General features: G+C 68.6%; 19 protein-coding genes. 11 read left to right on the top strand and 8 right to left on the bottom strand.

Going from position 1 to position 21,660, the window contains the following annotated elements:
- Positions 1-29 precede the first annotated feature (29 nt).
- Genes larAH through EV652_RS26690 form a run of 5 tightly spaced genes read left to right on the top strand, consistent with a single transcriptional unit; the run spans position 30 to position 4,436 of the window.
- The gene (gene larAH / locus EV652_RS26710; RefSeq protein ID WP_132211976.1) at positions 30-1,610 is read left to right on the top strand and encodes an NPN-dependent hydroxyacid isomerase, LarAH14/15/16 family; all 1,581 of its coding nucleotides are present in this window, start codon (positions 30-32) and stop codon (positions 1,608-1,610) included.
- Positions 1,610-2,542, top strand: coding sequence for a lysophospholipid acyltransferase family protein (locus EV652_RS26705; protein ID WP_132211975.1), 933 nt, complete (start codon positions 1,610-1,612; stop codon positions 2,540-2,542). Before larAH ends, EV652_RS26705 begins: the two co-directional genes overlap by 1 nt.
- Positions 2,539-3,138, top strand: a complete 600-nt coding sequence (locus EV652_RS26700; protein WP_132211974.1) for a hypothetical protein — start codon at positions 2,539-2,541, stop codon at positions 3,136-3,138. The genes EV652_RS26705 and EV652_RS26700 overlap by 4 nt, the downstream gene beginning before the upstream one ends.
- Positions 3,139-3,195: 57 nt before the next feature.
- Complete coding sequence (hisF, locus tag EV652_RS26695; RefSeq protein WP_132211973.1) at positions 3,196-3,957, top strand: imidazole glycerol phosphate synthase subunit HisF; 762 nt, start codon at positions 3,196-3,198, stop codon at positions 3,955-3,957.
- Positions 3,954-4,436, top strand: a complete 483-nt coding sequence (locus EV652_RS26690) for a MarR family winged helix-turn-helix transcriptional regulator (protein WP_242002030.1) — start codon at positions 3,954-3,956, stop codon at positions 4,434-4,436. Before hisF ends, EV652_RS26690 begins: the two co-directional genes overlap by 4 nt.
- Here EV652_RS26690 and EV652_RS26685 read toward each other — a convergent pair whose 3' ends face one another.
- Genes EV652_RS26685 through EV652_RS26675 form a run of 3 tightly spaced genes read right to left on the bottom strand, consistent with a single transcriptional unit; the run spans position 4,437 to position 8,989 of the window.
- The gene (locus tag EV652_RS26685) at positions 4,437-5,972 is read right to left on the bottom strand and encodes a right-handed parallel beta-helix repeat-containing protein (protein WP_132211972.1); all 1,536 of its coding nucleotides are present in this window, start codon (positions 5,970-5,972) and stop codon (positions 4,437-4,439) included.
- The gene (locus EV652_RS26680; RefSeq protein ID WP_132211971.1) at positions 5,969-7,348 is read right to left on the bottom strand and encodes an O-antigen ligase family protein; all 1,380 of its coding nucleotides are present in this window, start codon (positions 7,346-7,348) and stop codon (positions 5,969-5,971) included. Before EV652_RS26680 ends, EV652_RS26685 begins: the two co-directional genes overlap by 4 nt.
- A 6-nt stretch (positions 7,349-7,354) precedes the next feature.
- Positions 7,355-8,989 carry a Wzz/FepE/Etk N-terminal domain-containing protein gene (locus EV652_RS26675; protein ID WP_132211970.1) on the bottom strand — a complete coding sequence of 545 codons (1,635 nt, stop codon included), beginning with the start codon at positions 8,987-8,989 and terminating at the stop codon, positions 7,355-7,357.
- A 185-nt stretch (positions 8,990-9,174) separates the two neighbouring features.
- Between EV652_RS26675 and EV652_RS26670 the strand changes: the two genes are divergently transcribed.
- On the top strand, positions 9,175-9,693 hold the full coding sequence (locus EV652_RS26670) for a MarR family winged helix-turn-helix transcriptional regulator (protein WP_132211969.1): 519 nt from the start codon (positions 9,175-9,177) through the stop codon (positions 9,691-9,693).
- Positions 9,690-11,267: an MDR family MFS transporter gene (locus EV652_RS26665; protein ID WP_132211968.1), complete on the top strand. Its 1,578-nt coding sequence runs from the start codon at positions 9,690-9,692 to the stop codon at positions 11,265-11,267. Before EV652_RS26670 ends, EV652_RS26665 begins: the two co-directional genes overlap by 4 nt.
- Before the next feature lie 8 nt (positions 11,268-11,275).
- On the opposite strand, the gene EV652_RS26660 is transcribed toward EV652_RS26665, so the two are convergent.
- Entirely contained in the window at positions 11,276-12,532 is a 1,257-nt protein-coding gene (locus EV652_RS26660) for an MFS transporter (RefSeq protein ID WP_199238418.1), read from the bottom strand.
- Positions 12,533-12,548: 16 nt separating this feature from the next.
- Entirely contained in the window at positions 12,549-13,130 is a 582-nt protein-coding gene (locus tag EV652_RS26655) for an ArsR/SmtB family transcription factor (RefSeq protein WP_132211966.1), read from the bottom strand.
- 138 nt (positions 13,131-13,268) lie between these two features.
- On the opposite strand from EV652_RS26655, the gene EV652_RS26650 reads away from it, so the two are divergent.
- A complete protein-coding gene (locus EV652_RS26650; protein ID WP_132211965.1) occupies positions 13,269-13,787 on the top strand; it encodes an RNA polymerase sigma factor in 519 nt (172 codons plus the stop codon).
- On the top strand, positions 13,780-14,382 hold the full coding sequence (locus EV652_RS26645; RefSeq protein WP_132211964.1) for a hypothetical protein: 603 nt from the start codon (positions 13,780-13,782) through the stop codon (positions 14,380-14,382). The genes EV652_RS26650 and EV652_RS26645 overlap by 8 nt, the downstream gene beginning before the upstream one ends.
- Before the next feature lie 42 nt (positions 14,383-14,424).
- Here the strand turns inward: EV652_RS26645 and EV652_RS26640 are convergent, their stop codons facing one another.
- Genes EV652_RS26640 through dacB form a run of 3 tightly spaced genes read right to left on the bottom strand, consistent with a single transcriptional unit; the run spans position 14,425 to position 17,889 of the window.
- Positions 14,425-15,363 carry a GNAT family N-acetyltransferase gene (locus EV652_RS26640; RefSeq protein WP_132211963.1) on the bottom strand — a complete coding sequence of 313 codons (939 nt, stop codon included), beginning with the start codon at positions 15,361-15,363 and terminating at the stop codon, positions 14,425-14,427.
- Positions 15,363-16,313: a GNAT family N-acetyltransferase gene (locus EV652_RS26635; RefSeq protein WP_132211962.1), complete on the bottom strand. Its 951-nt coding sequence runs from the start codon at positions 16,311-16,313 to the stop codon at positions 15,363-15,365. The genes EV652_RS26640 and EV652_RS26635 overlap by 1 nt, the downstream gene beginning before the upstream one ends.
- Before the next feature lie 40 nt (positions 16,314-16,353).
- Positions 16,354-17,889: a D-alanyl-D-alanine carboxypeptidase/D-alanyl-D-alanine endopeptidase gene (dacB, locus tag EV652_RS26630; protein WP_242002029.1), complete on the bottom strand. Its 1,536-nt coding sequence runs from the start codon at positions 17,887-17,889 to the stop codon at positions 16,354-16,356.
- Positions 17,890-18,076: 187 nt separating this feature from the next.
- Here dacB and EV652_RS26625 point away from each other — a divergent pair, with 187 nt between their 5' ends.
- Both EV652_RS26625 and EV652_RS26620 read left to right on the top strand, forming a co-directional pair.
- Positions 18,077-19,387: a family 43 glycosylhydrolase gene (locus EV652_RS26625; protein WP_132211960.1), complete on the top strand. Its 1,311-nt coding sequence runs from the start codon at positions 18,077-18,079 to the stop codon at positions 19,385-19,387.
- A gap of 152 nt (positions 19,388-19,539) precedes the next feature.
- The gene (locus tag EV652_RS26620; protein WP_132211959.1) at positions 19,540-21,657 is read left to right on the top strand and encodes an alkaline phosphatase family protein; all 2,118 of its coding nucleotides are present in this window, start codon (positions 19,540-19,542) and stop codon (positions 21,655-21,657) included.
- Positions 21,658-21,660: the final 3 nt, after the last annotated feature.

The following is a 21,660-nucleotide window of genomic DNA, read 5'->3' as shown; positions in this document are numbered from 1 at the left end:
GCTGAACGTACGACGAGAGAGGTTCTGACATGGCTCGGCCAGGGTTTGTGCTTGAGGTGGACGACCGGACGCCGCCGCTGCTCGTGCACAACGGTGAGGGCTTCCTGCTGGAGCGCTTCCCGCTCGGCACCCGGGTGGTGTACCCGCCGGAGGCGCTGCCGCCGGTGCGGGACGTCGAGGAAGCGATCCAGACCGCGCTGCTGAACCCGATCGACTCCGAACCGCTGCCGGAGCTGCTCACGGCCGGGATGCGGCTGACGATCGCGTTCGACGACATCTCCCTGCCGCTGCCGCCGATGAAGAAGCCGGACATCCGCCAGCGGGTCATCGAGGCCGTCCTGACGATGGCCGCCGACGCCGGTGTCGACGATGTCGAGCTGATCTCGGCGAACGCGCTGCACCGCCGGCTGACCCCGAACGAGTTGCGCGAGATCGTCGGCGAGCGGGTCTTCCGGTCGTTCTTCCCCGACGGCAAGCTCTACAACTTCGACGCCGAGGACACCGAGAACCTGACCCACCTGGGCCAGACCAAGCACGGCGAGGACGTCGAGATCTCCAAGCGGGCGGCCGAGTCCGACCTGCTGGTCTACGTGAACGTGAACCTGGTGGCGATGGACGGCGGCCACAAGTCGACGTCGATCGGGCTGGCGTCGTACAAGTCGCTGAAGCACCACCACAACAGCCACACGATGATCCACTCGCGGTCGTTCATGGACCACAAGGCCTCGAAGATGCACCACTCCGCCTGGCGGATGGGCGCGGTGCTGACCGAGCACGTCAAGGTCTTCCAGATCGAGACCACGCTGAACAACGACATCTTCGGCGGCCCGCTGGAGTTCCTGCAGAAGCGCGAGTGGGAGTGGTCGATCAAGGACCAGGCCTCGATGCTCGGCACCAAGCGCGCCCTGGCGGCGGCGCCGAACAAGCTGCGGCACAAGATCTTCACCGACGTCCGGTCGAACTACGGCCTGACCGGGATCAACGCCGGCTCGATCGAGCCGGTGCACGAGAAGACGATCGAGACCGTGCACCGCCAGCACCTGGTCGAGGTGCAGGGCCAGTCCGACGTCGCGATCATGGGCGTGCCGTTCGTCGGCCCGTACAACGTGAACTCGGTGATGAACCCGATCCTGGCCGCCTGCATGGGGTTGGGCTACTACTTCAACTCGTACCGGGGCAATCCCGTGGTCCGCAAGGACGGCGCGGTCATCCTCTACCACCCGGTGCCGTACGAGTTCAGCCAGTTGCACCACCCGTCGTACGTCGACTTCTTCGAAGAGGTGCTGTCGGAGTCGACCGACCCGGCCACGATCGAGGCGAAGTTCGAGAAGCAGTACGCCGAGGACCCGTGGTACATCCACCTGTACCGGACGTCGTACGCGTACCACGGCGTGCACCCGTTCTACATGTGGTACTGGATCTCCCATGCCCTGGACCACTGCGGTGACATCGTCTGGGTCGGCGCGAACCGCAAGACGGTCGAGCGGATGGGCTTCCGGTCCGCGTCGACGCTGCAGGACGCGCTGGAGATGGTCAGCCACTCGGTCGGCCGGTCGCCGTCGATCACCTACTTGCACAACCCGCCGCACCTGCTCGCGGACGTGCGCTGATGGGTACGAGCCTGGTCAAGTTCAGCCGGGATACCGCGCGGGACGTGAAGCAGGTCGCGCGTGGGTGGCGCTGGGGCCGGCGGCCGCAGGTACCGCGGTCGGCCGAGCCGTACGTGATCCCGAAGGAGACCTCGGTCTTCCCGACGCGGTGGGCCCGGACGCCGGCCGCGATCGCCGTCCGCGAGGTGCTGCAGAAGGGCGCGCTCAACTCGGTGCTGCGGTGGGAGGTCAACCCACAGGTGAGCGGGCTCGACTCGCTGCTCAAGCTGAACGGCCCCGCCCTGATCGTGGCGAACCACTCGTCGCACCTGGACACCCCGCTGGTGCTGTGCACGCTGCCTGACGGGATGCGCCGCAAGACCGCAGTCGCGGCCGCCGCCGACTACTTCTTCGACACCTGGTGGCGGGCGACCGCGTCGGCGATCGTGTTCAACACGTTCCCGATCGAGCGCCGTGGCGGCAAGCTCAGCTCGACCCCGGGCGACCTGCTCGCGGACGGCTGGAACGTGGTCGTCTTCCCGGAGGGCACGCGGTCACCCGACGGCTGGATGGAGCGGTTCCGGATGGGCGCGGCGTACCTGGCCGTCGAGCACGGTGTGCCGGTCATCCCGGTCGGTATCAAGGGCTCGTTCGCCGCGATGCCGCGCGGCCGCGGCTGGCCGGTGCCCGGCCGCCCGACGGTCGCGGTCCGGTACGGCGACCCGCTGATGCCGGCCGAGGGCGAGAACGCCCGCGAGTTCGCGCCGAAGATCTCCGCCGCGGTGTCGGCCCTGCTGGACGAGGAGTCGACCACCTGGTGGGAGGCCCGGCGTCGGGTCGCATCCGGCACCTCGCCGTCCCAGTCCGGCCCCGACGCCGCCCGCTGGCGCCGGGTCTGGGAATCAACCGCCCCCATCAAGCCCGCCGCGTCCAAGCGCCGCGCCTGGAAATGACGCCGTTGGTGTTCCGGCCGAGGTTCGCCTCGGCCGGCGGCCAGTTCTGGGTGCTCGCGGGTGCGTACCTGCTGGTCGGCGCGATCCTGTGCGCGTCGCTGGCAACCTGGGCGATCAGCCTGATCGCCGCCGTGGTTCTCTACGTCGGTGTCGTGCTGGTGCTCGCGAGCATGCTTGTACTCACCTTCCGGCACACCTGGTTCGCGATCGACGCGGAGACGGTCACCTGCAAGGGGAGTCCGTGGGGCCGGCCGAGAGTGCTCTACCTGTCGCAAGTGGTGCGGGTGCTGTCGATCGGCCGGATCAAGAACTCGCTGCCGATCGGAGTCCTGGTCATCCTCTCGGCGAACGGCGCACGCCTCGGTGCATCACGCTGGCTGTGGGACCAGGACACGCTGGAACAGGTGGCGGCCGCGGTCTCGGCCGACCGGGTGCCGATCGAGCGCCGGCCTGTGGTTGGGCAGATCGAGATGGTGCGTGAGCTCGGCGTCGATCCGGAGTTCAAGAGAAATCCCGCGCACGTGCTCGTGCTGCTGGCCGCCGCCGGCGCCGGCGTCCTGATCGCCTGGCCGATCGTCCGGGCGCTCCTCCTCTGACGGCTTGCGGTGGACGGGTTGAGCTGCTCCTCGGCGCCGACTCGGTACGCTGACGGCGTGAGTCTTGCCGTGCGAGTGATTCCCTGCCTGGACGTCGACGCCGGGCGGGTGGTCAAGGGGGTCAACTTCATCGATATGCGCGACGCCGGGGACCCGGTCGAGATGGCCCAGGTGTACGACGCGGAGGGCGCCGACGAGCTCACCTTCCTCGACATCACCGCCTCCTCGGGGTCGCGCGAGACGACGTACGACGTGGTCGGGCGGACCGCCGAGCAGGTGTTCATCCCGCTCACCGTCGGCGGCGGCGTCCGCGAGGCGGCCGACGTGGACCGGCTGCTGCGGGCCGGCGCGGACAAGGTCGGCATCAACACCGGCGCGATCGCCCGGCCGGAGGTGATCCGCGAGATCGCCCATCGGTTCGGCAACCAGGTGCTCGTGCTGTCCCTCGACGTACGACGGGCGCCGGACCAGCCGAGCGGGTTCGAGGTGACCACGCACGGCGGTCGCAAGTCGGCCGGCCTGGACGCGATCGAGTGGGCCCAGCGTGGCTGTGAGCTGGGTGCGGGGGAGATCCTGCTGAACTCGATGGATGCCGACGGCACCAAGAAGGGGTTCGACCTCGAGCTGATCCGGGCGGTTCGTGCGGTGGTCGACGTACCGCTCATCGCCAGTGGGGGAGCGGGGGCACCCGAGCACTTCCCGCCCGCGGTCGAGGCGGGTGCGGACGCCGTACTGGCCGCCAGCGTGTTCCACTTCGGCGATTTCCGGATCGCCGATGTGAAAAAGGCGCTTCGCGACGCCGGGATCGTGGTCCGGTGACTGTGCACACGCCAGAGACCGACAAGCCGGAGCAGAGCGAGCGGCTGGTCGCCGACATCGAGCAGGAATTGTCCGCGTTGTTCCGGCGATCCCGGTCGGCCTCGCTGCGGCTCGCCCGCCGAGTGCACCCGGAGATGGACGCGGCCGGCTACGCGCTGATCTCCCAGATCGAGCTCGGTACGGCGAACGGCGGGCCGGGCGTACGAGCGTCCGACGTCGCCCAGGCACTCGGCCTCGACAAGTCGACCGTGAGCCGCGGTATCACCCAGCTGGAGAACCTCGGCCTGATCGAACGCGTCGGCGACCCCGACGACGGCCGCGCCCGCCTGCTCCGCCTCACCACCGTCGGCGCCGAAAGCTTCGGCGCCATGCGCACCCAGCGCCAGACCGAGTTCCGCGCCATCCTCGAACGCTGGAACCCCACCGACCTTGCCGACCTGGGCCGTCTGCTCTCCCGCTTGAACACCGACCTGAGTTGATCAGCGGTCGGCTCGTTCGGCCCGGCCGTGCTCGTCGTTGCCAAGGGCGCGCCATTGGCCCCAGGTCAGGTCGGTGTCGTTCCAGGAGAAGTGCGGCTCGGTGACCGACGGCAGGTAGTAGGTGTTGGCTTCGAAGCGGTTGTTGCTCTCGGTGTAGACGGCTGTGTCGCCGATGTCCTGGACAGCGCCGGTGGTCTGGCCGGTGGACATGGTGATGCGGTTGTCGTGGACCCAGACGTTGCGGACGACGTGCGGGCCGTGCGGCGCGGGTACTTCCTCCGTGCGGTTGCCGCTGTCGATCAGCGCGATGCCGTTGGCGTTGTCGCTGACGATGTTGCCGGCGACCTCGATGAGTCCCGTGCCGCCCGACGACTGGATCTGGATGCCGGCCTCCCAGGCCCAGCCGCTGTGCCGTAGGCCGTTACCGGAGATCTCGTTGTGCCGGATGACGGCGTCGTAGCTGATCTCGTGCTGGATGCCGGCTCCCCAGTTTCCGGTGATCTTGTTGGCCGTGTACTCGGTGTGGATGTTGCCGCCATCGGTCCACAGCCCCGGACCGCGGTTGTCGTGGACGAAGTTGTGCGTGACCGTGTGCCGGGTGGTTTCCCAGCTCTTGCTGCCGCCAGCCTCCCAGCCCGCCGAGTAGCCGGCGACACCGTTGAACGAGATCTCGTTGTTGCTGACCACGGATCCGGTGCCCCAGGCGCCGAAACCGAGCTGGCCCTGGTGGTGCACGAAGTTGGCATCGACGACGGCTCCGTCGGCCAGCCCCAGACCGACGCCGTGGTTGAGGCGCACCTCGTTGTTGACGATGCGCCAGCCGGACCCCGATCGCTGCGGGGTGACCTGACGGCTCTCGACGGCCGCGACCTGGGCCTCGTTGGCTGCCTGCTCGAGGACGAGGTTGGCGACGGTGACGTCGTCGACCGTCGCGCTGATGAGGCCCTCCGACACCGCCTGCTCGACCAGGTGACCGCCCGGGTCGTCGCCGATCGTGATCGTGTTCGTGGCGTAGTCGGCATGGAAGGTGCCACCGGCGACCGCGGACGGCGAGTCCACCCGGGTCAGCCGCTGCTTGCCCACGAAGACGTCTTCGGCGTACGCACAGGTCGGCGCAGACTCCAGGCACTCGCCGTGGGTGCCGGGAACGGCAGGCAGGAAGCCCTTGGTCGACCACACCCGGCCGAACCGCTGCCAGTCGGTCAGCACCTTCGACCCACTGACAACGGCCCCCTGGCGACCGATGAGCGCGTCGCCTTCCTTCGGCTCCAGCGGCTGCTCCAGCCGGTACGTGCCGGGGGAGAGGCAGTACGTCGTACCGGCCGCGTGCGCGTCGATAGTCGATTGGAGGTCGTCCGACGGGCTGACCGTGACGCCGTCACATGATCTAGGGATCGGCCCGACGGGACCGGTGAGGCCCGCGCGATCCGGTGGCGTCGATTCGCCGGTGCCGTCCAAGGGCCATGCCACGGCCAGCAGCGCGGCCAGCACGCAGGTGGCAGCGATCCAACGCCGCCGAGCCGACCCAGGATTCACGGTCGGGTCTCATGACGGAACCAGGGCCGGACCGTAGTCACCGCCATACCGATCCCGAACGTGGTCCACAGCAGGGCCGCCACTTGCGGTCCCTCCAGCTGGGGATCGAAGAAGCAGGACACCAGCACCGCCGTGGTCACCATCAGCGAGAGCACTGCCACCTGCCGTCGGGTGTGCGAACCCTCCCGCGCCAGGCGTCGGCAACCGGCGAGCAGCCGCCAGTACCAGCCCACCCACAAGGCGATCCACAAGGTGATGCCGACCAGACCCATCCTGGCCACGATGTGCAGGTGGGAGTTGTGCGGGCTCCGCAAGGTGTCCTTGCCCGCGTCGTAGATGCCGACCTCGGTGGCCAGGTTCTGACCGAAGCCGGACCCGTCGATCAGATGGCCGTCCGCCACCTGTTTGTCGAGGATCCGCGTCCACAGTTGCTGACGCCCCTCGACCGTGCCGCCCAGGTTGCCGGGCGTGTCCTTCCCGCTGAGGCTCATCAGGTTGTTGATCAGTTGCGAGGCCGAGAACTCCCGCCCCTGCAATCCGCCGAGCGGTACGTTCAGCGACAGCAGCGACGCCAGGCCCAGTCCGGCGCCCATGACGAGTACGACGCGGGCAGCGAGCCCCACGCGGTTGCGGACGAACGCCAACCCGACGGCGAGGCCGGCGATCACGCCGAGCAGACCGCCCCGGTTCTGGGTGGCGGCGAGGGCGATGACCAAGAGTGCCATCACGCTCCAGATCGCGCGGCTGCGAGCGCTGCGCGTGCCGGGCATGAGCCACATGGACCCGAGTACGAGCAGCGCCGCGATGGCTGAGCTCCCGGATTTGTGTGACAGCACCGACACAGTGGAGAACGGCACCGTGGGTGCGTCCTGGGCCAGCGGATAGAGCACTACGGCGAACGGCAGCCACAGCAACAGCAATGGAGTCAGCCGGGCGAGCTGGGTGATCAATCGGTCGAGTAGCTCCGGCGACCTGGCCAGCGCAGCCGTCACGAAGAACGCGAACAGGCAGTAGAACCAGAGCGCGGCATCCCGCACCGCGTCCAGCTGGTAGGTGGCCACGCCCGGCACCATCCGGATCAATCCCCAGAGCGCGAACGTCACGAGCAGCGCGAGAATCGGCTCGTCCCTGATCGGCATTTGGAGGTACCGGGTCGCCACGAGGGTCGCCACCGCGCCGACCCACAGCACCATCTCGCCGACGAACAGCGGACTGCCCGGCAGATGGAGGTATGCGAAGGCCCGGTCGAAGAGCAGATATCCGGCCAGGAGAGGGCCGAGCAAGCGGCCGTAGAGGACCCAGAGGCGTCCTGATGCCGCCGGCGACGGAGCGCCCACGAAGCCGCCGTACGTACGAGGGCTACCGGTGGGCGACATCCCGCATCAGCCTTGCGGTACGCGTGCCGACGATCGGCGGTCCTTGGCGGGCCGGTAGGCGAACTGCTTGGCTGACGGCACGTTCTCGGGGTTGGTCCGGCGAGCGACCTGGGCAGCGAACCGCACCCGCAGTCGGCGGAGGACCCTCGGCCCAGGGCTTGTCTGCCGGTAGAGGTAGCCGGCGAGGTCGGACTCGACCCTGTCCAGCCGTTCGACCATGGTGACGTGGTCCTGGACCGATTCGCCGGGGCCGAGGACGACGACGGACGCATCCGCGTCCTGCACCAGTTCGACGGCATTCGCCACGCTGAGCAGCGCGGGACTGTCGATCAGCACGAGGTCGAACGACGCCTTGGCCTCGGCGATGATCTTCTCCACCGATTCGGCGTACGCCTGGCCGGTGGTCCGCTTCACCCGGGCGGGACCCGCCCGGAGAACGGTGACGTCCGGGTTGAGCGGGCTGAGCTCGATGCAGTCCAACACCGAACGGCGGCCGGCCACCACCTGCTCGAAGCCGTCGGCTTGTGGGCTGCCGGGCAGGAGCAGAGCGGTGAGGCCCCCGGTGGCATCGGCGTCCACCGCCAGCACCGGCGTCCCGCTCTCGGCGACAGCGAGCGCGATATTGGCCACGACTGCGCTCCGCTCGGCACCGGTGCCCGCCGAGACGAAGACGACGGCCAGCCGGTCGTCGCGGGTAGCGTGAATCCGCTCGACCGCTGCCGCGGCGAACCGGAACGCCTCGGCCGCCGGCGACTGCGGGTCGGCGGCCATCGGCAGCGGATCGGCCGCAGCCGAGAGGCCGGACCGGATCCCCTTTCTCTCGGCCGACGGAATCTCGCCCATGAGCGGCACGTCGTAGATCGCGAGCGGGTCGGACCGGTCGTCGACGCAGCGGCGGCGGCTGGCCCGCCAGTAGGCCAGCGCGGCACCCAGCACGAGTCCGGCCAGCAGCCCGATGGCACCGGACCGCTTCGAGTTGCCATTGATCGGCACCTGCGGTTCCGTGGCCCAGGCGACAGTCGGGTGATTGGCCAGGGCCAACTGCAGGTTTACCAGCGTCTGCGTCCGCTGGTTCAGCAGGTCGGCCAGCTGGCCCTTGGCGCGAGCGTCCCGGATGGTTCGCTCGACAGCGGCGACGTCGTCGGTGCCCTGAGCAGCGATGTCGGCGGAACGTACGTCGTCGAAGGCCTGGAGTACCGCGTTGACAGCGGTCTGGGCGACCCTGGAGTTCGGCCAGGTGAAGGTCAGGGCAACGATGCTGGAGCCGAAGCCGCCTGGCGTGCTCCCCTCCGGCGGGGTGATCTCCAACGACTTGCCTTCGCCCGCGAAGTCGCGCATGGACAGCACGTTCTCGTTCAGGGCCGCGTTGGCGATGCGGGCGGCGCGATCGGCGACCTCCTGGGATTGCAGCAGCAGCACCTGGCTGTCGAAGTACTGGTCACGGGACTCGTCCTGGTCAAGCGAGCTCTGCGGCACCGTGACCGTGGCATACGACCGGTAGATCTCCGGTTGCACCAACGAGTACCCGACCGCCGCCGCGGCTGTCAGCACCGCGATGAGCAGAACCATGGCCCGGTACCGGCGCATCGCGCCGAAAACGGTCGGCTCAAACCGGTCTTGTTCGATTCCCGTGGCCTTCATGGCCTCGCCTCAGTCGCTGACCTGGACTTCGGTGCACCGCCGCAGCACAGTGCGCCCCTCTGGCGAGGATAACGGAGAGTTGCCGAAAAGGTGTCACCGCCGACGAAGAACTACACTCCGTATACGGAACTGGCCAGTCTGCCATATGGTTGCAGAAACCAACTAATCCCGTATATAGTTGGGTTATGCAACTAGCTCAGGAACCCCTCGTCCCGGGGGTAGAGCGGGACGCGCCGGCCCAGGAACTGCTCGAAGGAGTCAGTTCACTGATCCGCGCCGTGCGGTGTGTCGAGCACCGGCATCTGGCGCTCGACGGTGGACTGCGGCGGGCTGATGCGAGTGTGCTCAAGGTTCTGCTGAGGGACGGCGAGCAACGCGGCGGTGAGCTCGCCGCCAAGCTCGGTGTCGACGCGTCGGTGGTGAGCCGGCAGCTGACCGCGCTGGAGGCCGACGGCCTGGTGAGCCGTCGGCCGGATCCGGCCGACGCGCGAGTCGGCCTGGTCAGCCTGGCGCCGCGCGGTCAGGCCCAACTGGAGGCCCTCTACGCGTCCTACACCCAGAATCTTCGCGCCGCCCTGGCGGATCTCGACGACGATGCGCTGCTCGCCGCCGCTGACACCATGCAGCGAATCGCGCACGCCATCACCGACGTCACCAGGTCCGCACGGCGCACACCGCCCGTACCTTCGACTGGAGACCGATGACTGTCATCGAGACCCGGCAACTTGCGCCCAGCACGCCGGAACTCACCCACCGCGAGATTCTCGAGATCCTGATCGGCCTGCTCGCCGCGCTGTTCACCGCGATGCTGAGCTCCACGATCGTCAGCAATGCCCTGCCGACGATCATCGCCGACCTCGAAGGCTCCCAGACGCAGTACACCTGGGTGCTGACCGCGAGCCTGCTGGCCACCACCGTGTCCACCCCGATCTGGGGCAAGCTCGCCGACCTGATGAGCAAGAAACTCCTTGTACAGCTGGCGATCTCGCTGTTCGTGGTCGGGTCCGCGCTGGCCGGCCTGTCCCACAACGTGCCGTTCCTGATCGGCGCCCGCGTTCTGCAGGGTCTCGCGATGGGCGGTCTGATGGCGTTGGCGCAGGCGATCATCGGCGCCGCGATCCCGCCCCGTAACCGCGGCCGGTACTCCGGCTACATGGGAGCCGTGATGGCCGTCGCGACCGTGAGCGGTCCGCTCATCGGTGGCGTCATCGTCGACACCTCGTGGCTCGGCTGGCGCTGGTGCTTCTACGTGTGCGTCCCGCTGGCCGTCATCAGCCTGGTGATCCTGCAGAAGTACCTGCACCTGCCGTTGATCAAGCGCCGGGTCCGGATCGACTATCTGGGCGCCGTACTGATCAGCGTCGCCGCCAGCCTTCCGCTGATCTGGGTCACCTTCGCCGGCCACGACTTCGCCTGGATGTCCTGGCAGTCGGCGCTGTTCGTCGGTGGCACCCTGCTGTTCGGCATCCTCGCCGTCGTGGTCGAGAATCGCGTCGCGGAGCCGTTGGTCCCGCTGAAGGTGGTCAGGCAGCGCACCACCGCGCTGGCGATCGTGGCCAGCCTCGCGGTCGGTGTCGCGATGTTCGGCAGCGCGCTGTTCCTCGGTCAGTACTTCCAGGTGGCCCGCGGCTACAGCCCGACCGAGGCCGGCCTGCTGACCATCCCGATGATGCTCGGGTCGTTCTTCGGCTCGGTCGGCTCCGGCCAGCTGATCACCCGGTTCGGCAAGTGGAAGCGCTACCTGGTTGCCGGTGGCATCCTTCTGGTCGCCGGCCTGGCGGTCCTCGGCACGATCGACCACACCACGCCGTACTGGTACGTCGGTATCGGCATGCTGGCGATGGGTCTCGGCATGGGTATGACGATGCAGAACCTGGTGCTCGCCGTACAGAACACTGTGGACGTCAGTGAGATCGGTGCGTCGAGCGCGACGGTCTCGTTCTTCCGCAGTCTGGGTGGTGCCGTCGGTGTCTCGGTTCTTGGTGCCGTGCTCGCGGTCCGGGTGAAGGACCTGATCATTCAGGGACTGCTCGCCGGACCAGGCGGTGCCGAGGCTGCGCGGAAGTTGCAGGAGGGCGGCTCCGGAAGCACGAGTCTGCTCGACGTCGGTCACCTGCCGCCGCAGTTGGCGGAACTGGTGCGACAGTCGTACGGCGACGCGACCGGCCGGATCTTCCTGATCGCGGCAGCGTGTGCAGTGGTCAGCCTGATCGCGGTGCTCTTCATCAAGGAGGTCCCACTCCGCCGGACGGTCGCCAAGCTCGAGATCGACGACTAGGGCGCACCCTAGATCTCCGGTGGCTGCAGGCCGTCGAGGCTGCGGGTGCGGATGATGGGGGAGCGGACCAGCCACAGGACGGCGAGGAAGCCGCCGGCTGCCGAGACGAGCAAGGTCTCACGGACGCCGATCCAGGTACCGAGGAGGCCGCCGACGATCGCGCCGAGCGGTCGTACGCCGTAGTTGATGCTGCTGAACGCGCCCGCGACCCGGCTGCGCATGTGGTCGTGCGTGACCGCGGCCTGCAGCGAGTTGAGCGGTACGTCGAAGCACATCACCGCGAACGCCCCGATGAACTCGGCCGCGGCCAGCGCGGTGGCCCGGGCCCAGGTCGGACCGTCCGCGAGCGCCGCGATCGCGATCGACCCCGGGAAGATGATCGAGCTGGCCGCGATCACCCGTCCGGCACCGAAGATCCGGGTCAGCGGAGAAGCGGCCAGGGCGCCGAGCAGGCCGCCGGAGGCGCCGATCCCGAACGCCAGACCGATCGTCCCGGCGGACAGTTCGAGGTTGCGGCTGGCAAACAGGACGAGCAGCGCCAGGCTGATCAGGTTGAAGAAGTTGACCGTCGTCGCGCAGCCGAGACTGCTGCGCAGATACGGGTGGTGGAGCAGGTAGTGCATCCCGGCGCGGGCTCGCTTCAGGAGCGGCTCGACCGACTCTTCGGGCTCCCCTGGAGGCGTCTTGAGCCGGCCGAGCTGGAACGCCGACACCAGGAACGAGAGCGCGTCGACCACGATCGCGATCGGTGCCGTCAGCCACTGCACGAGCGCGCCGGCGATCGCCGGGCCGCCCATGAACGAGATGGACCGGGTCGCGGAGAGCTTGCTGTTCGCCTCGAGGAACTGGTCGCGCGAGACCAGACGGACGAAGAACGACGCGTACGACGTACCGAACACGACGTCGGCGGTCCCGGCCAGGATGGCGATCACGTAGAGATGGCCGAGCGTCAGCATGTCCAGCCAGTACGCCGCGGGAAGGGTGAGCAGCAGGCCCGCCCGGGCGATGTCGGCCGCGATCATCAGCGGGCGTTTGTCCGGCCGGTGGTCGACCCACGTGCCGATGAACAGCGACGCGATGTTCGGCAGCCAGACCGCAGCGGTGAGGAAGCCGACCTGACTGGGTGACGCGTCGAGCAGCAGTACGGCGATCAGCGGCAACGACAGCTCGGTGACCCGGTCGCCGAACTCGGAGACGGTCTGCGCGGACCAGAAGGTCCGGAACTGCCGGTCGCGCCAGAGACTCGTGGCGGGAAGAGTCTTCACCTGTGGGGTCCCCCGGTCAGTTTGGTGCTTCAGGCAAGGACATGCGGAGATAGCGGATCGCCCGGGCGTCCGCGGGTGCGCCCTCTTCGCCGCGCTGGACGTAGGGCGCCAGCAGCTGCTCGATGGCGTCCTCGACGGCCTCGGCCTCGGCTGCGGTGAGCACCAGCCGGGTGTTCGCGGAGCCGGCCAGCCGGTCCCACTCGGGGTCCAGCTCGGATTCGGTCTCGACCAGCCACTGCTGGGCGGACTCCAGCGCCTGGTTCATCATCTCGGCACGGAGTAGTCGGCCGGCCTCGACGCCCTCAGGGGTGTCCGGCATCTCGTACCGGAACCCGCGCGCCACCGCTCGCCACCAGCGCTGCCGCTTGTCCGCGTCCGGCGGATGCTCGTCGACCACCAGGCCGAAGTTCGCCAGGTGGCGCAGATGCCAGCTGGTAACCGACGGCGACGCGCCCACGTGCTCGGACAGCTGGGTCGCCGTCGCCGGGCCGTTCTTCTGCAACCAGCTGAGCGCGGCCAGCCGGACGGGATGCGCCAACGCCCGCATCGCCTGCGGGTCGGTGATCTCGAAGTCGCCGTACGGATTTCTGAGAGACATGTTTCGAGAGTAATCTCTCAGATCTCCGGAGTGCAACACCTACCGCTCGGTCCTCCGGCCGGGAAAACTTCTTCGGACCGGGATGGAACCGGGTGCGGTAGTCGCGCGTGTTAGCCGTGTGACGACCGGTGGGGAGGGGTGAGTGTGCAGGACTTCGACGGCGATCCGGCGGCGGACGTGGCCGCGCTGTACCGGCGGACCTGGCCGCGGCTGATCGGCGTCCTGGTGTCGATCGGGGGTTCCCGGGCGGACGCCGAGGAGGTTGCGCAGGACGCGTACGTGAAGCTGCTCAGCCGCTGGGACTCAATCCGCCGGTACGACGACCCGGAGGCCTGGGTGCGGGCGGTCGCCGTACGCACGCTGGTGAGCCGGTTGCGGCGACAGCAGGTCGCGACGCGTGCGCTGGCGAAGCTCAGGGGTCGGCCGACCGAGGTCCCCGGGCCGGATGGTGAGGCGTTGGATGTGGCCGCGGCGCTGGCCCGGATCACGCCGACGCAGCGGGCGGTCGTCGTACTGCATCACGTCATGGATCTGCCGATCGAGCAGATCGCCGAGGAACTGCAACTGCCGTCCGGCACGGTGAAATCGCGGCTTGCCCGGGCGCGCCAGGCTCTGGCGCCGTTGCTTGCCGTGAAGGAGGTGACCGATCATGCGTGAGTTGCCGACCGAGGTGCTGGTCGAGTACGTCGACGAGCAGACGCCGGAGGAGGCTCCGCCGTTCGAGTACGTCGAGCGGGCCGTCCGCGCCCGGCGTCGGCGGCGGAACGTGCTGGCGACCGCGGCCGCCGTGATTGCCGTCGCGGGTGCGGTCGTCGCGACCGTGGACCTTCCGCGTGCCGAGCAGGAGCCGGCCGAGGTGATCACGACTCCGACGCCGGGTTACCTGGACGACGGGCCGCCGCCGGCGCAGTTCAAGGTCGGTACGACGTTGCTGGTGCTGCAGGCGGAGACCGCGGTCTCGTCCGTGCGCCTCGATCCGCACCGCCCGTCGATGCTGATCGTGGAGGTGCCACGCGATCCGTACGTCGCCGCGGCGTGTGTGCCGACCACCGTCGTACGCATCCTGGGGCAGGACGCCTCGACCGTCCGGATCGCGGCGTACCGGTACGCCGTCGGCCCGGAGCAGAACGAGGGCCGCCAGTGCGTGCAGCCGGACGAGACCCCGACCGCGGTCCACCTCGACCTCCGCCAGGCGCTCGACGGACGCAAGGTCTACGCCGGCAGTACCGGCTACCGCACCCTCCTGAACTGACGACCTCGCCGGGGCGGACCGCGACCGCCCCGGCGAGATCGTCTAGAGCTGGATCGTCCGTCGCCAGATGTCGCTGATCAGGTCGGGGCGCATTCCGACGGAGGTGTAGAGGCCGACGGCCGGAGTCGGGTTGGAGCTGTCGACGTGCAGCATCGTGCCGGCGCGACCCGCGGCTGCGTCGGTGGCGAAGGCGTCGTACAGCAGGAACTTCGCGAGGCCCTTGCCGCGTGCCTGGGGTACGACGGCGAGGCGGCCGATGTACCCGCAGTTGTCGGTGCTGATGAAGTTGTCGTTGCACTCGGCGACCGCGACGGCCTGTCCGTCGAGCCCGACCGTGGTGAGTTGTGACCAGTCGAAGGTCGACCGGCTCTCCCGCGACGCGGCCCATTCCTCGTACGGCCGCGGATCCGCCCCCCGCTGCGTGCTGAATGCCTCCACCAGTACGGCGTGCGCCGCGCGGCGACTCGGGTCATCGAAGGCCCCACGCCGTACGACTGCTCCGGCCGGAACCGGCGGCGGCTCGACCACGCCGTCGAAGGTGATCCGCATCCGGTGGATCGACGTAGCGATCGCGAAGCCCTTCGCGGCCACGAACTCCGGCATGAACTCGTCCTGCCGGATCACGCCGACACTCAGTACGACCTCGCCGTGCCCGGCCGCCCGCCCAGCCTCCTCGGCCCTCGTGATCGCCCGCTCCAGCAGCCACTCGGCCACGGCCGGAATCTCACTCAACACCTCGAGATTCAGCCGCGACCCGTCACTGTTCGCCGCCGCGGTCGCCGACCCGGCGAACTCCCCATCGGCATCGAGCACAACCCACCCGTCGGTCCCAGGATCGAACCCAGGATCCCGCAGATAGTTGGCAACATCCTCCGCACTGTGCTTCGCGAACCCGAGCAGCGCGCTGGTGTAGGCGCCACTCCGCTCAGCAATCAGCGCGGCGTCATCCATCGTTATCGGACGGATGTCGAAGCCTTCCATCACGCCACCACCTCCAGGCGCCAGACATCGATCACGAGTGCGGCGCGCATGCCCACGGCGAGGTAGAGGTCGAGTGCCGGAGTCGGGTTGTTGGTGTCCACGTGCAGGATCGTCCCGGTCCGCCCGGCCGCCGCGTCCAGGGCGAACTGATCTCGCAGGAGGAACTTGGCCAGGCCGCGACCACGCGCCTCGGCCAGGACGCACAACCGGCCGATGTGGCCGCAGTTCTCGTCCTCGACGAACTGGTCGTTGGACTCCAGGAGAGCGACCGGCTGCCCATCCACCTCCAGCAAGGTCACCTGCGACCAGTCGAACGCCGAATGGTTCTCATGCGCCGCATGCCACTCCTCGAAGGTCCGTGGAGTGAACCCGAACTGTCCCTCGAAGCTCTTCGTCATCACGGCATGCGCCACGCGCCGGCTTGCCTCATCCGGCGCGCCTCGGCGGACCGTGACACCGGCCGGAACGACGGGTGTCTCGACCGGTCCGTCGTGGTCGATCCGCATCCGGTGGAACGTCGTACCAGGCCTGAAGCCGTCGTCCGTAAGCCGCCGGCGGCGCGGTTCGTCGGCGCGGTAGACAACGGCATCGAGCTGGACCGACGAGTGCCCGTACTCGACGGCGAGCTCGCGCGCCCGCCGGACGATCTGTCCGAGCAGGTAGGTCTCGACCGCCGGATCGGCGGTGAAGAGATCGATGTCGAGCAGGTGGTGGTCGCCCTTGCCGAACACCCAGCCGTAGCCGATCGGGGTGTCCCCGGCGAACACCAGCCAGCCGTCCGTCTCCGGTTCGAATCCGGGCTCGGTCAACGCGTCGACCGCGTCGTCGAGGGTGTAGTCGGCAAAGCCGACCACCGCGGTGTTGTAGGCGGACACCAGGGCGAGGACCGCCTCCGCATCCTCCTTGGCCGGTGGACGGACGGTGTAGGTGTCGGGCAGTACGGCGGTCATTCACACATCGTGATGAACGACCGCCGTGCTGTCGAACCGATTAGCAGGCCTTCTCCCATTCGAGGTCGCACTGCTCGGTGGTGGTTCTGAGGGTGTTGGGGGCGATGGCGACGGGAGCCTGGTCAGACCAGGAGGCGAGGGTGACGCCGACTGCGTCCTCGATGGAGCGGGGGCTGACCAGGTAGTTGTTGCTCATCATCGAGAACACCAGCTTGCGGCCGTCCGCGTTGGTCACGTAGCCGGACAGGGACGTGACACCGGTGAGGGACCCAGTCTTGCCGTGGAGATTGTTGGCGGCGGGAGTGTTGGCCATCCGGCTGCGCAGCGTGCCGCCGACGAAGCGTTGCGCGTTGCCGGCGATCGGCAGAGCGTCGTACCACTGCTGCCACCACGGCTCCTGCTGGACCGCGATCAACAGATCGGTGATGCTGTCCGCGGTGACGTTGACCTTGCGGGACAGGCCGGAGCCGTCGGACAGCCGGATCGTGCTGGTGTCGACGCCGACGCTCTGCGCGTAGTCGGTGACGACACCCAGGCCGGCGGGCCAGCTGCCCTCGGCCTCCGCCACCGCACCCATCGCCTTGACCAGCGTCTCGGCGTGCATGTTGTTGGACAGCTTGAGGAACGGGTTCATCAGTTCGCCGACCGTCATCGACTCGTCCCGGGCGAGGACCCGGGCGGTGGTGGGGGAGGCGGCGTTCTTGATCTGCCCGACCATGCTGATGCCCTGGGCGGCGAGGGCCCGCCGGAACACGTCAGCCGCGTAGAGCTCCGGCTCCCACACCGTCACCCACTCCTGGCCGACGCTCGCGCCGAGCGGCACCGAGCCGGTCACCCGGACGATGTTGGTGCCGTGCTCGCGCTCGATGCTCAGCGTGTTCGACGACCCGGCCGCGCCGGTCTTGGCGGTGCTGACCAGTTTGAGTACGCCGTTCGCCGGGACCAGCGTGAGGTTCACAGGTGCTCCGACCGTCGCACCGGGCCGGCTCTCGACGATCGCCGTACCGGAGTCGTAGTCGGTGTCCGGGGCGAGCGTGAGGGCGGAGATCTGGGCGGAGTAGTAGAACGGTTCGTCGTCCCAGGCCCAGCTGTCACCGAGCCGGACGTGGTCGAAGTACGTGTCGTCCGCGATCAGGTCGCCGACGACGCGTCGGACGCCGGAGTCGGCGAGTTGCTTGGCGAGTCCGGCGTAATCGGACTCGAGGGCGGTCGGGTCGCCGTACCCCTTGAGATACAGACTGCCGAGCAACGTGCCGCTATGGACCGGGCCGGTCGCGAGAACGTCGGTGTGGAAGCGGTACGACGGGCCGAGGACGTGCATCGCGGCCGTCGAGGAGAAGAGCTTGGTGTTCGACGCGGGCAGCATCCGCTGGCCGCCGTTCCGGTCGTACAAGGTCTCGCCGGTCGTCGCGTCCCGGACCACCAGCGCGACCTGTGAGCCGTTGTACCGGCTGTCGTTCAGCAGCGTGTCCAGCTGCGTCTGCAGCGGCGTCGCCTGTACGGCGGTCGGCGCCGTACCTGACTGGATCGCCACCCCGCCGGCCGCCGTCGCCAGGACGGCTACGGCAGTGATCACCCCACGCCCCGACACTCTCGGTAAATACCTCACGAGAACTCCCCTCAACCCAGGCGGAAACCAACTAGCGGGAGTCTCCACCCCGCGCTGCCCTGGGTCCAGTGATCAGCGCAATTGATCTCTCGCCATCCAGGTGAATCGATGGAAAACTGCTCGGCACAGGTTCCGCCCCACCTGAGGAGTACTCATGCTTCGACGACTACTAATGGCTGCGCTGGCCGCACTCAGCCTGGCCGCACTGCTGTCAGCGCCCGGCCAGGCCTCGACGCAGCGCACGACCGCAGCCGTCTTCCCCGCACAGATCATCGGGGAGGATTTCCCGGATCCGGACGTGTTCGAGAAGAACGGCACCTGGTACGCGTACTCGACCAACAACGGCCGTGGACACGTGCCGGTCGCGACCGCTCCGAGCGCGAACGGGCCCTGGACGATCCGCGGTGACGCGATGCCCGGCGGACCGTCGTCGGGCTGGGCGCAATCGGGCCGCACCTGGGCGCCGGACGTCTACCCGAACCCGGACGGCTCTTACACCCTCACCTACACGGCCTGGCACAAGGCATCGGGTCGCCAATGCATCGGCGTCGCCACGGCAAGTTCACCGCTGGGCCCGTTTGCCCCGGTCGGTAGCCAGCCGATGATCTGCCCGCTCGACCTCGGCGGCGCGATCGATGCGAACACCTTCGTGGCGAACGACGGCACTCGCTCTCTGGTCTGGAAGAACGACGGCAACGCGATCGGCCAGCCGTCGACCCTCTGGCTCACGCGTACGGCGAACAACGGCACCACCCTGGTCGGCGGGAACTCGGCGCTGCTCACCTCGAGCGGCATCATCGAGGCACCCGATCTGGTGCAGCGCGGCAGCCAGTACCTGCTGTTCTTCTCCAGTGGCGGCTACACCGACTGCAACTACCTGACGTCGTACGCGACGGCGCCGAGCCTGAGCGGGCCGTGGACGACCGCCTTCCGGCCGCTGATGACGACGGCGACGGTCGACAACCACATCTGCGGGCCGGGTGGCGCGGACTTCGTCGGCGACAAGGTCTTCGTCCACGGCTGGGTCGGCGGTTCGCGGCATCTGTACGTCGCCGACCTCGGTTGGGCCAACGACTATCCGGTCGTCCGGGGCAGCCGCGTCCGGTACGAGGCTGAGCGCGGGACGCTGAACCACTGCGTCGTACGGTCGAACGCGGCCGGCGCTTCGGACGGGAAGGTCGTGGCGTACATCGACTACGCCGACTCCTGGGTGGAGAACACTGTGTACGCGCCGGTCGCGGGCAGTTACACCCTGCACGTCGGGTACGCGAACGGCTCGGGTGCCACTGCCAGCCACGGAGTTGTTGTCAATGGCAACAGCCAGGGGGCGGTCAGCTACCCGGCCACCGGCTGGGACAACTGGCAGCAGAGTTCTGTGTCAGTCACGCTGAACGCCGGCTGGAACACGATCCGCCTGACGAAGGGCGAGCTGTATGCGGAGGTTGACTACCTAGAGGTTCAGTGACAGGTCAGGGATCGCCCGGTGGGTCCCGGAGGTGAACCCGGGATCCACCCGTCCGGTGCGTGGCGCGGTGCAGCTGCAGTGGACGATGCCTCGTAGGCTCGGTCTGGCACAGTGACATAGGGCGGGGCACGACGGGGAGCACCGAGCAGGAGATGGCGAAACCACCTGAGCAGATGTCCGGAGACCGGCGGCGACGACGCCCGGTCTGGCTCGACCTGCGCCGACGGACCGGGCGTGGACTGCAGGCGATGCTCTTCGGAGGCCTGGCCTCGCTGATCTCGCTCATCATCACGTTCTGGACACTGCCGCAGATCAGCAGCGACGGCCGGATGCCGATCCTGCGGCTGGTCGTGCTGCTGGCTGTGTTCAGCATGCTGATGCGCTGGGTACTGGCCGGAGTCGCGATCCTGATCGGCTCGGTCGGCGTCCTGGTCGGCGGCCTGCTGTCCCAGTTCGGCGTCGTCTACCTCGGCATCACCGTGGACCCGGGGATCAACCTGCACGGCGGGGTCGAGGCGGCACTGCTGGTGGCGATCGTGATGTCGTCGGTGAGCGCGTTCGTCGGCTGGGTCGCGTACGCCGGCAGTGACGACGCGTACGTCGCCGAAGTCATGCGGGTCGTGCACCGCCGGGCCCGCAAGATCACCCCGGCACCGAAGACCGGGATGCTGATCATCCAGATCGACGGCCTGTCCGAGCCGCTGCTGAACTGGATGGTGCTGGCCGGCAATCTGCCGAACCTGGGCGGCTGGATCCGGGACGGCAAGCACTCGTTGGTCGGCTGGCACACCGGCGTACCGTCGACGACCCCGGCCAGCCAGGCCGGCATCCTGCACGGCGGCTCGCGGCAGATCCCGGCGTTCCGGTGGTACGAGAAGGAGTCCGGCCGGGTGATGGTGACCAACCGGGGCCGGGACGCCGCCGAGATCGAGGACCGGATGTCGACAGGGCGCGGCCTGCTCGCCGACGGCGGCGTCAGCATCAGCAACAACTGGTCCGGGGACGCGCACCGGTGCGAGCTGGTCTTCAGCCGGGCGTCGCTGCCGAGCAACCGCAGCCGTGGGTACGTCCGGTTCTTCTCCAGCCCCCAGGGCGCCGCCCGTGGCCTGGTGCTGTGTGTCGCCGAGATGGTGAAGGAGTTGCACCAGGCCCGGCGCCAACGGGTCCGGCACCTGGTCCCGCGGGTCAAGCGCGGTGGCGCCTACATCTTCCTGCGGGCGATCAGCAACGTGCTCCTGCGCGACCTGAACGTCTCGCTGATCACCGACGAGCTGGTCAAGGGCACTCCGGTGATCTACTGCGACTTCGTCGACTACGACGAGGTCGCCCACCACGCCGGCCCGACCCGCGCCGAGTCACTGCAGACCCTGGAAGGGCTGGACCGCGTCCTCGGTGCGCTGCAGCGGATCATCGACATCCTGCCGCACTCGTACGAGATCGTCGTCCTGTCCGACCACGGGCAGAGCCAGGGCTCGACCTTCCTGCAGCGCTACGGCCGGACGCTGACCGAGGTGGTCGACGACCTGGTCGACACCACCAAGGAGCCGGTGGCCGCGGTCGGCAAGACCGAGGGCTGGGGTCCGGTGAACGCGTTCCTGACCGAGGTCAGCCTGCGCCGCGGCGTGGCCGGATCAGTTACCCGGAAGGCACTGCACGGCAAGGCCCTGAGCGGCGAGGTGGAGCTCGGCCCGAAGGACTGCCCGCCGGAGGTGGCCGCCGACGAGCAGGTGGTGGTGACGTCCTCGGGCAACCTGGCGCTGATCTACCTGGCGACCACGCCCGGCCGGGTGCCGCTGGAGGAGATCGAGCTGCTGCACCCGAAGCTGATCCCCGGTCTGGCGACCCACCCTGGCGTCGGCTTCGTGGTGGTCGACTCGCTGGCCGAGGGACCGGTCGCGATCGGCCAGACCGGTGTCCACGTCCTGAAGACCGGCCGGATCGAAGGGGACGACCCGTTGACGCCGTACGGACCGTTCGCGGCCGCGTCGATGCTGCGGCAGGCGGAGATGCCGCACAACGGGGACATCGTGGTGGTCAGCCGGCTGGACCATTACACCCACGAGGTGGCGGCGTTCGAGGAGCTGGTCGGGTGCCATGGCGGGATCGGCGGCTGGCAGACCGAGGCGGTGCTGGTGCACCCGAGTCGTTGGGTGGTGGACGAGGCTCCCGTAGGCTCCGACGCGGTCCACGCGCTGCTGATCAGCTGGCTCGAACACCTCGGCCACCGCAAGGACCTCCGGAGTTCGGTCGAGACGAGTGTGGAGGCCTGACGC

The organism is Kribbella steppae (genome assembly GCF_004342025.1).
Classification (GTDB): Bacteria; Actinomycetota; Actinomycetes; order Propionibacteriales; family Kribbellaceae; genus Kribbella; species Kribbella steppae.
Note: the sequence above shows the minus strand (reverse complement) of the source record. Positions and strands in the feature narration are given on the sequence as shown.

Coding starts and splice junctions, on each gene's coding strand:
- larAH (WP_132211976.1), top strand. CDS start 30: ATGGCTCGGCCAGGGTTTGTGCTTGAGGTGGACGACCGGACGCCGCCG.
- EV652_RS26705 (WP_132211975.1), top strand. CDS start 1,610: ATGGGTACGAGCCTGGTCAAGTTCAGCCGGGATACCGCGCGGGACGTG.
- EV652_RS26700 (WP_132211974.1), top strand. CDS start 2,539: ATGACGCCGTTGGTGTTCCGGCCGAGGTTCGCCTCGGCCGGCGGCCAG.
- EV652_RS26680 (WP_132211971.1), bottom strand. CDS start 7,348: ATGTCGCCCACCGGTAGCCCTCGTACGTACGGCGGCTTCGTGGGCGCT.
- EV652_RS26675 (WP_132211970.1), bottom strand. CDS start 8,989: ATGAAGGCCACGGGAATCGAACAAGACCGGTTTGAGCCGACCGTTTTC.
- EV652_RS26670 (WP_132211969.1), top strand. CDS start 9,175: ATGCAACTAGCTCAGGAACCCCTCGTCCCGGGGGTAGAGCGGGACGCG.
- EV652_RS26665 (WP_132211968.1), top strand. CDS start 9,690: ATGACTGTCATCGAGACCCGGCAACTTGCGCCCAGCACGCCGGAACTC.
- EV652_RS26655 (WP_132211966.1), bottom strand. CDS start 13,130: ATGTCTCTCAGAAATCCGTACGGCGACTTCGAGATCACCGACCCGCAG.
- EV652_RS26645 (WP_132211964.1), top strand. CDS start 13,780: ATGCGTGAGTTGCCGACCGAGGTGCTGGTCGAGTACGTCGACGAGCAG.
- EV652_RS26640 (WP_132211963.1), bottom strand. CDS start 15,363: ATGGAAGGCTTCGACATCCGTCCGATAACGATGGATGACGCCGCGCTG.
- EV652_RS26635 (WP_132211962.1), bottom strand. CDS start 16,313: ATGACCGCCGTACTGCCCGACACCTACACCGTCCGTCCACCGGCCAAG.
- EV652_RS26625 (WP_132211960.1), top strand. CDS start 18,077: ATGCTTCGACGACTACTAATGGCTGCGCTGGCCGCACTCAGCCTGGCC.
- EV652_RS26620 (WP_132211959.1), top strand. CDS start 19,540: ATGGCGAAACCACCTGAGCAGATGTCCGGAGACCGGCGGCGACGACGC.